We start from the raw sequence: 8,401 nt of genomic DNA on the forward strand, positions 1-8,401 counted from the left end.
CGGACGTGCGTGGAGTCATCGTCACCGCCGCAGGTCCGCACCTGCGAACCGCCTTGCGGGAGTACGCGCTTCCGACGTTCCACCGATGGGCTGCCCGCTGGGGCTTCGTCGTGCGCGCAGAAGAGCTCGAGCGCGATGGGTCGGGAGCCGATGGCGGGGCGCAGCGGGCGAAGTGGGCCAAGCTGACGTTGCTGCGCGAGGCCCTGACCGACCACCCCCTCGCGCTGTGGCTCGACGCAGACGTGCTCGTCATGCGCTTCGACGAGGACATCTCGGACCACCTGCATCCGGGTCACTTCCAGGCACTCGCCCTCGAGCAGGTTCCCTACGAGCACCGGGTCAACCCCAACACGGGGGTCTGGCTGCTGCGCTCGTGCACCGAGGCCTTCGCCTTCCTCGACGCGGTGGACGCTGCCGGGCCGCAGCCGGGCCCGTGGGCCGACCAGGGTGCGGTCCTGGCAGCTCTCGGCTGGCGCCGCGGTGACGACCGGTACCACTGGGCGGGGCCGGGCGAGGGCTCGCCCTTCCTCGCCGGGACGAGCTGGCTGCCGCCGGGATGGAACCAGCCGTACCTCGACGGGCGGGACCCGGCGAGCTGCTACAACTCCTCCCCCGAGTCCTACGCGACGCGGCCGACCGTGGCGTCACCGCACGCCCTGCACTTCATGGGGATGACCTCTGAGGCGAGGGCAGTCCACATGGCGAGGCAAGCCGCCGCTGCCCTCGCCGCGAGCGAGGCAGGCCCCGCCTGAGAGGAGTCGTCAGGTCGTCAGGGTGACGGGATCCTCCACCCGGAAGACCGGGTAGTCGGCCGCGACCCTCGCGAAGTCGGAGACCGGTGCGTCCTTGTCGACGGGCACATGGGGGCGCCCGCCGGGCACCTTCTGCAGATAGCGCTTGAGGATCGGCGGCCGCTCCTCGACCGGCACCTCGACGAGGTGGACCGGGCGCCGTCGGAACCGAGCGAGGGTGGCCTGCCCACCCGCCGCACGGACATTGCGGACCCAGTTGCACTCGCCGAGCATCGAGACGAGGTACCAGTCGCCCCCGACGTCGGCCATGCCGAGGGGGAAGCGGGTGATCCGGCCCGACGTGCGACCCCTCACCTCGAGGGTCACCCACCGCTTCGGGGCGACACCCAGCCGGAAGACACGGGCCCAGGCCCGGGCGAAACGGCGCGCCGTCTCGTTCCCCCGGCCTCCCTGGTACATCCGTCGCAGTTCCTCCGGTGAGAACCCCAAGGCCATGCTGCCAGCCTAGGGCGGCCACCGGGCCTCCTTCAGCGGGGTCCGTGCGGCCAGCCAACCACGCACACGGACGACAGGTTGTGACGCAGAAGAGGGCCGAAGGTCCCGAGCCCATCGGGGTTGTCATGTGCAGGCTGGTCTAGCGGAGGGCGGTCCTTCGCGAGATGGACCGAAGGAGGTCACGGTCGACGTGACAGCGCTGCTCATGACGGGCTTCCCGGGGTTTCTGGGGTCGGCCCTCCTGCCCAGGCTCCTGGCCCGGCGGCCGGACACCCGTGCCGTGTGTCTCGTGCAGAACCGGTACCTCGACGCCGCCCGGGACCGGGTGCGAGCCCTCGAGACCACCGACCCGCACACCACCGGCCGGATCGATCTCGTGGAGGGCGACATCACCCTCCCGGGGCTCGGCCTGACCCCCGAGGTCCGCAGCGCGCTCGACACCGTGACCGAGGTGTGGCACCTGGCCGCGGTGTACGACCTGCATGTCACGCACGAGCTCGCACGCACGGTCAACGTGGCCGGCACCGCCAACGTCCTCGACTTCTGCTGGTCACTCCCGTCCCCCGGCCGGCTGCACCACGTCAGCACCTGCTATGTCAGCGGGACCCATCCCGGCGAGTTCACGGAGGACGCCCTCGACGAGGGACAGTCCTTCCGCAACCACTACGAGTCGACGAAGTTCACTGCCGAACTGCTCGTCCGCCAGGCGATGAGCAAGGGCCTGCCCGCCACCGTCTACCGCCCGGGAATCGTCGTGGGTGACTCGAGAACCGGAGAGACCCAGAAGTTCGACGGGCCCTACTTCTTCGCCAGCTTCCTGCGCCGGCAGGGTCCCGTGGCGGTGGTACCCCGGCTGGCCGATCCGGACGAGGTCCGGGTCTACCTCGTCCCCCGCGACTTCGTCGTCTCCGCGATGGACCACCTCTCCGTGCTCGAGGAATCGGTCGGCCGCACCTACGCCCTCGCGGACCCCAACGCCCCCACCGCCCGCGAGATCGTCGACGCCTTCGCCGGCCGACTCGGCAAGCGCGTGGTCTGGGTGCCGATGCCCGCCGGCCCGACGCGCGCCGCCATCAGCGTCGTACCCGGCATGTCATGGCTGCTCGGCCTCCCTGCCGAGCTCATTGACTACTTCGCGTCCCGGACGACGTACTCGACCGCCAACACGGAGCGGGCGCTTGCCGACACGGACCTCTCGTGCCCGCCGTTCAGCAGCTACGCTCACCGACTCCTCGACTTCATGGTCGAGCACCCCGACGTCCCGACCAACGCGATGGTGTGACATGGCCACGAAACGACGCAGCACCACGACCAGGACGAGGACCGCCCCGCGTGACGCCCCGCGTGACGCCCCGCGCGATGCCACGCTCATCGTCGACATCAGCCTCCTCGACCACGACGGGGACTACGAGGAGCACGTCACCTTCCTCGGCCGGGACTACCGTCTCCTCCGGATCGGAACGGACGGAAGGGTGCAGGAGGTGCAGGACCTCGTCAGGACATGGCGCGCCCGGGCCAGGGCCATCTCGATCACCGGCCTGCGCGAGGTCCGCGCCAGCGGGAAGTTCGAGGGCGACCTTGACCGCGTCGAGGCGCTCGTGGACCCTGCCGCCGACGTGCCGGTGACCGCGGGAGACCAGCTGCGCGACGTCCTCCAGGAGTGGGCGATCCGGCACGTCCAGAACGAGCTGCCGGGCTACTTCAACAACGCGAGGGTCGTCGTCCTCGACGGTGAGGAGCAGGCCCGTGCCACCCGCGTCATCCACGAGTACACGGACAACATCACCACGACCGACCCCCTGCTGCTCGATCTTCTGCAACGCGTGGAGTCGGTGCCCGTCGTGGGCCCGGCCGCCGGTGTCGGACTGTGGCCCGTGCGCCAGCTGCCCGGCAGGGTCCAGGCGCTGTTGCGAGCACCCGGACCGGTGAGCCAGGCCTATGCCCGCCGGGCTGCGCACGACGGCGACGTCATCATCGCCACCTACCAGGCCCTGATGGCCTTCGGGCTCGAGGAGCTCAGGGGGAAGACGGTCATCACCTCGGCCATCTCCGGCGACCGTCTCTCGAAGCTCGCCCAGAGGGACGTCGACATGGTCATCGACACGACTCCGCAGCCCTTCGCCGTGACCGTCGAGGACGCCGTCCTCGAGGCCATGCTGAGGAGCATCGTGGAGCCGGGCCACCGGGCCGAGAACGTCTTCGTCGAGGCGATCCACGCCGCGGGCATCGAACCGCGTGTTCTCCGACCGAACGGTCCGCGTCGCAAGAGCCGGTTCGCCTTCGTCATCCATCCGTTGACCCAACAGCAGTTCCAGAACGTCGAGCCACTGCGCACCCTCGCGAAGGTGACGCCCGGCTTCGTCATGGACGGGATCGAGAAGGCGATGGCCTACATACCCCCGTTCACCTACAGCCACGTCACGGGGATCAGCTCGCCGACCGGCGCCGAGGCAGAGGGATGGTTGATCACGGTCGGCGGCACGCCCAAGGAGCTGCTGTCGCACAGCCCCGAGTTCACCTACGGCCAGCTCCTCGCGGCGGCGGACACGGCGAAGAAGCTGGGCGCGCAGGTCATGGGCCTCGGTGCCTTCACGAAGGTGGTCGGTGATGCGGGAGTCACCGTCGCCAAACGGGCGCCGCTTCCGATAACGACCGGAAACAGCTACAGCGCCTCGGGTGCCCTGTGGGCCGCGCACGAGGCCCTTCAGCGCCTCGGACTCATCGAGATGGACGGCGGTCGCATGCGCGGCAAGGCGATGGTCGTCGGGGCGACGGGGTCGATCGGCTCGGTGTGTGCGCGGCTGCTCGCCCTGGCCGCCGACGAGTTGTGGATGGTCTCCCCGGAGAGCGCCAAACTGTTGGCCCTGCAGGAGGACATCAAGCGGGACAACCCGCGCGCCGAGATCCACGTGGCAGCCCGGCCCGGTCACCATCTCTCCGACATGGACGTCATCGTCACCGCGACCTCCGGTGCCGGCAAGCGCGTTCTCGACATCATGCAGGTCAAGCCCGGGTGCGTCATCACCGACGTGGCCCGTCCCCTCGACCTGTCGCCCGAGGACGTGGCCAAGCGGCCAGACGTCCTCGTCGTCGAGTCCGGCGAGATCGAACTGCCCGGCGATGTCCAGATGAAGAACATCGGCCTGCCCAAGGGAGTCGCATATGCCTGCCTCGCCGAGACCGTGGTGCTGGCTCTCGAGGGGCGATACGAGACCTTCACCGTCGGCCGCGACATCGAGTGGGAGCGGGTCAAGGAGATCTATCGGCTGGGCCTGAAGCACGGGATGCGGCTCGCCACCATCTCCGGCGTCAACGGCGTGTACACGAACGAGGACATCGATCGGATCCGGCGGCTCGCCATCGAGCGCAGGGCCGGGTGGAGCCCCGCGACTGCCGCCGCGCACTGAGCAGCCCCAGGGCGGTCGCGACCTGAGCGGCGACCACGGTCACTGACCCTGCACGCCCGGAGCCAGGTGATGGCGGCGCGAGGTCAGGAGCGCCGCAAGCACGGTGACCACCGCGGCGGCAGCGAGGGCGACGAGGGCGCCGGACGCGGGGTGGGGGGTGACCCCGTGCAGGACCGGGTTGCTCCACTCGAAGGTGTAGGCAGGCGGCCACCACGTTGCGAGGCCGCGGGCGAGTGGCGGCAGCGCGGAGACCGGCATGAAGCCGCCACTGGCGAAGTACGACCCCAGCGCGAGCAGGATGAGCGTCGGCTGGATGAGCCGGTGGGTTCGTAGCGCCATCGCGGCCAGCACACCGACAGCGGCAGCGGTCAAGGCAGACGGAAGGACGACGAGCGCCGCCTGCCCCAGGTCGCCGAGGCTGGCGCGGGTTCCGAACGCCAAGGCCAGGACGATGATGGGGACGGCGGTGGCCAGGCTGAGGATCCACCCAGCCAGCACCGCGCCGGCCGCGGCCTGGTGACCACCGACGGGCGTGAGGGCCACCTCCTTGCGGGTGCGGTGCTCTGTGTCCAGGGCGAACAGGTTCGCCGCGATCAGTGCCGAACCGAGAAGCAGGGCGAGGATCACGGCAGACCCACCCATGAACGCGGCGCGGGTGACGTCGTCAGGCCGTGCCTTGTCGATGCGCGCGGTGACGCCTGCGACGGACTCCAGCCGGTCGTGGAGGTTGGCCATGGTCGTCAGCCTCAGCCGGACGTTCTTCATCGCGTCGGTGTTGATGTTGAAGGTCCGGGCCTCGACCTGCCGGTCCGCTGGGTAGCCCTCCGGAATGGTGAGGACCAGCTGGATGCGGCCCTCTCGCAGCAGCCGGTCTGCCAGCCGGGGGTCCGTGGTGATGGTGCGGAAGTAGGGACCGGTCGCGCCGCGCACCTCCTCGGTGGCGGTCACGACGGCTCGAGCGTCGGAGCCGTGGCTTCGGTCGATGACGGCGATCGGCCAGGCGTCGGTGCCGCCGAAGATGATCGAGGCGAGCCCGAGGACGACGACGGGGACGGCCATCGTCTGCACGAGCAGGTCGGGTCGACGGATCGCGATGCGCAGGTTGCGCAACGTGATGGCGAGCAGCGCGGTGAGCTGGGTCATGTCATTGCCCCTGCGTGAAGGTCATGGTCCTGGACAGGCGCCGCGCGGCCACCACGCTGAGCGACAACGCGATGAGGAGGCTGGCGAGGAGCGCTCCGGTCAGCCCGTCGCCCTGCGGCAGAGCGGCCGCCTCGAAGCGCACGGCGTCGAAGAGGCGCGCGAGGGGAATCCAGTGCGTGGTCTGCCAGAGCATCTCGACGAGCCCGCCGTGCGCGAAGCCACGGATGTACGACTCGTATCCGGCAGCGAGGAAGTGAACCACCGCGATGATGACCGCGGCCGGGACCATCGGGAGACTCCTCCGCAGCGTGACGCCGAGGAGGACGCCGAGCCCGGTGCCGTAGAACCAGGAGACCGCCAGGGTGGTCACGGTGAGACCGCCCACACGATCCAATGGGTAGCCGAGCACGACGCCGACGGTGGCGATCGCCAGTCCCATGGTCGCCACGGACGTGACGAGGCTGGACAGCCACTTCCCGGCGATGAGGGATCGTATGCCGGCCGGCGAGAGCACCAGCCCCTTGGCCGTTCTCTCTTCCCACTCCCTCGTGATGGCGACCGCCGAGTTGACGATGCCGGCGTAGAGAGCGGCGAACACCATGAGGGCGGAGCCGAGATAGACGGTGATCGGGATGTCGTGCGGGAGGACGCCTGACTCGGCGACGCGCAGCCGATCGTCGGAGCTCGACGGCGTGATCTCCTGGCGGAAGGTACGGAGAACCTCCTCGAGCCGGAGGTGCTGGTTCTTCGTGCCGTCGGCGTTGATGTTGACGAGCTCGAGACGCACCTGAGGACCGGCTCCGGCGGTGACCGCGGAGAATCCGGCCGGGATCGTCAGGAGCGCGCCGACCTCGCCGTCGGCATACAGCTGCCGGGCCGTCTTCGGATCGGTGGTGAGCACCTCGTAGTAGGAACCGTCGTCGTTGCGCAGCTGCGTCATCACCCGGATGAACTGCTCGGAGACCTCCGTGCGGTCGTTGTCGGCGACGGCGATCGTCGCCGTCGTCGAGACGTGGATCACGATGGCGTAGAGGAGGGTGAAGGCAACCGGGACGAGGACACTGATCAGGGCGAAGAGCGGAGACCGCGCCGTCACACGGAGATCCTTGGCAACCAGGGCTGAGATGGCACGCATGCTGACGCCGTTCAGTCGCGCAGACCGCGGCCGGTGAAGTGCAGGAAGACGTCCTGGAGGCTGACCTTGGGCACGCTGACCTCCGAGGGCTCGGGCACCTGCGCGGTCAGGTCCTCCAGCGAACCGTCTGCGACGTTCGTCCCGCGGTCGATGATGACGATGCGGTCGCCGAGACGCTGCGCCTCCTCCATGTAGTTCGTGGTCAACAACACCGCCCGGCCAGCGGCAGCGCTCTCGGTGATCCGGCTCCAGATGGCCTCTCGCGACTGGACGTCAACGCCCAGCGTGGGCTCGTCGAGCAGGAGCAGCTCCGGAGCCATCATGAGCGCCTTCGCCAGCGCGAGCCGCCGTTGCATCCCCCCGGAGAAGGTGCTGGCGCGGTCGTCTGCCCGGCTCGACAGCTGGACGAGCTCAAGGGCCTGTGCCACGCGCGTGGCGTGCAGCCGGCGCGGCATCCCGTAGTAGCCGGCGTGGAAGGTCAGGTTCTCTCGAGCCGACAGCTCGGGATAGACGGCTGTCTCCTGCGGGACGAGCGCGAGCCGGCGCAACAGTTCGGAGCGCTGTCGGCGGGGATCCAGTCCGAGGACCTGGACGACTCCGGCCGTGGGCGCGAGCAGCCCCGTGAGCAGGTTCATCACGGTGGTCTTGCCCGACCCGTTGGGACCGAGCAGGCAGGTGACCTCGCCCGCACGGACGCGGAGGTTCACGCGGTCGAGCGCCGTGAAGGCAGCGCCCCCTCGGCGCCGGAACCGCACGGTGACATCGGTGAGCTCCACAGTGGTTCGCATGGCGATCTCCTCGCGTTTGTTCAACGGTGATGAGGATTGGCCTCGCTGCGAGAGATACTCAAGGATGGTGAATAAACGACGCGGCCGGCCCCGCGCAGGCGAAGCCGATGGCAGGGAGCGCATCCTCATCGCGGCTCAGGAACTGTTCGCTGCGCGAGGTTACGACCGCACCACCCTCCGGGCGGTGGCCGCTCGCGCGGGCTGCGACCCGGCCCTCATCGCCTACCACTTCGGGTCGAAGAAGGGCCTGTTCGGGCAGGTCATGACCCTGGCCCTGAGCCCGACAGCTGTGCTCGAACGTTCGCTGAGTGGCGACCCCGACACGCTCGTGACGAGGCTGCTGACCCTCGTCACGCAGGCCTGGGAGCACCCTGATGCCGCCATTCCGCTGGGCCGGCTCGTCGAGGCGGCGATGAGCGACGAGGAGGTGCTGCGCTCCTTTCGCGAGTACATCGACCGGGAGATCATGGCTCGCCTTGTTGAATTCTTCGGTGGCCCCCACGCCACGGAGCGGGCCACTGCCGTCCTCACCCTCGTCATCGGCACCATCTTCGCCCGGTACGTCGTCCGCGTGCCGGCGATCGCGCAGCAGCCGGCCGACCAGTACCTGGCCGCGCTGGCGCCGGTGTCACGAGCTGCCACCCACTCTCGGGTTGGCCCGGCGGCAAGGCGCCCACGCAC

8 protein-coding genes are annotated in these 8,401 nt (G+C 69.5%); 4 read left to right on the forward strand and 4 right to left on the reverse strand.

Translation table 11 applies throughout. The features are described 5' to 3' along the window. Positions 1-752, forward strand: a 752-nt coding sequence (locus LOY02_RS16270; protein ID WP_317183417.1) for a hypothetical protein, incomplete at its 5' end; no start/stop codon positions are given. Positions 753-761: 9 nt separating this feature from the next. On the opposite strand, the gene LOY02_RS16275 is transcribed toward LOY02_RS16270, so the two are convergent. Continuing rightward, positions 762-1,247: a nitroreductase/quinone reductase family protein gene (locus tag LOY02_RS16275; RefSeq protein WP_317183418.1), complete on the reverse strand. Its 486-nt coding sequence runs from the start codon at positions 1,245-1,247 to the stop codon at positions 762-764. 190 nt (positions 1,248-1,437) lie between these two features. Here LOY02_RS16275 and LOY02_RS16280 point away from each other — a divergent pair, with 190 nt between their 5' ends. Continuing rightward, positions 1,438-2,529, forward strand: coding sequence for an SDR family oxidoreductase (locus LOY02_RS16280; protein WP_317183419.1), 1,092 nt, complete (start codon positions 1,438-1,440; stop codon positions 2,527-2,529). Position 2,530: 1 nt separating this feature from the next. Continuing rightward, on the forward strand, positions 2,531-4,654 hold the full coding sequence (locus LOY02_RS16285; RefSeq protein WP_317183420.1) for a dehydrogenase: 2,124 nt from the start codon (positions 2,531-2,533) through the stop codon (positions 4,652-4,654). Between the two features lie 39 nt (positions 4,655-4,693). On the opposite strand, the gene LOY02_RS16290 is transcribed toward LOY02_RS16285, so the two are convergent. From LOY02_RS16290 to LOY02_RS16300, 3 genes are read right to left on the reverse strand one after another with little or no spacing between them, the layout of a single operon-like run. Continuing rightward, positions 4,694-5,797: an ABC transporter permease gene (locus LOY02_RS16290; RefSeq protein WP_317183421.1), complete on the reverse strand. Its 1,104-nt coding sequence runs from the start codon at positions 5,795-5,797 to the stop codon at positions 4,694-4,696. A gap of 1 nt (position 5,798) precedes the next feature. After that, the gene (locus LOY02_RS16295) at positions 5,799-6,932 is read right to left on the reverse strand and encodes an ABC transporter permease (protein WP_317183422.1); all 1,134 of its coding nucleotides are present in this window, start codon (positions 6,930-6,932) and stop codon (positions 5,799-5,801) included. 11 nt (positions 6,933-6,943) lie between these two features. Beyond that, on the reverse strand, positions 6,944-7,720 hold the full coding sequence (locus LOY02_RS16300; RefSeq protein ID WP_317183423.1) for an ABC transporter ATP-binding protein: 777 nt from the start codon (positions 7,718-7,720) through the stop codon (positions 6,944-6,946). Between the two features lie 64 nt (positions 7,721-7,784). On the opposite strand from LOY02_RS16300, the gene LOY02_RS16305 reads away from it, so the two are divergent. Next, positions 7,785-8,401 (forward strand): TetR/AcrR family transcriptional regulator (locus LOY02_RS16305; protein ID WP_317183424.1); only part of this gene is annotated, 617 nt, incomplete at its 3' end.

Source organism: Intrasporangium sp., assembly GCF_032907665.1.
Classification (GTDB): Bacteria; Actinomycetota; Actinomycetes; order Actinomycetales; family Dermatophilaceae; genus Intrasporangium.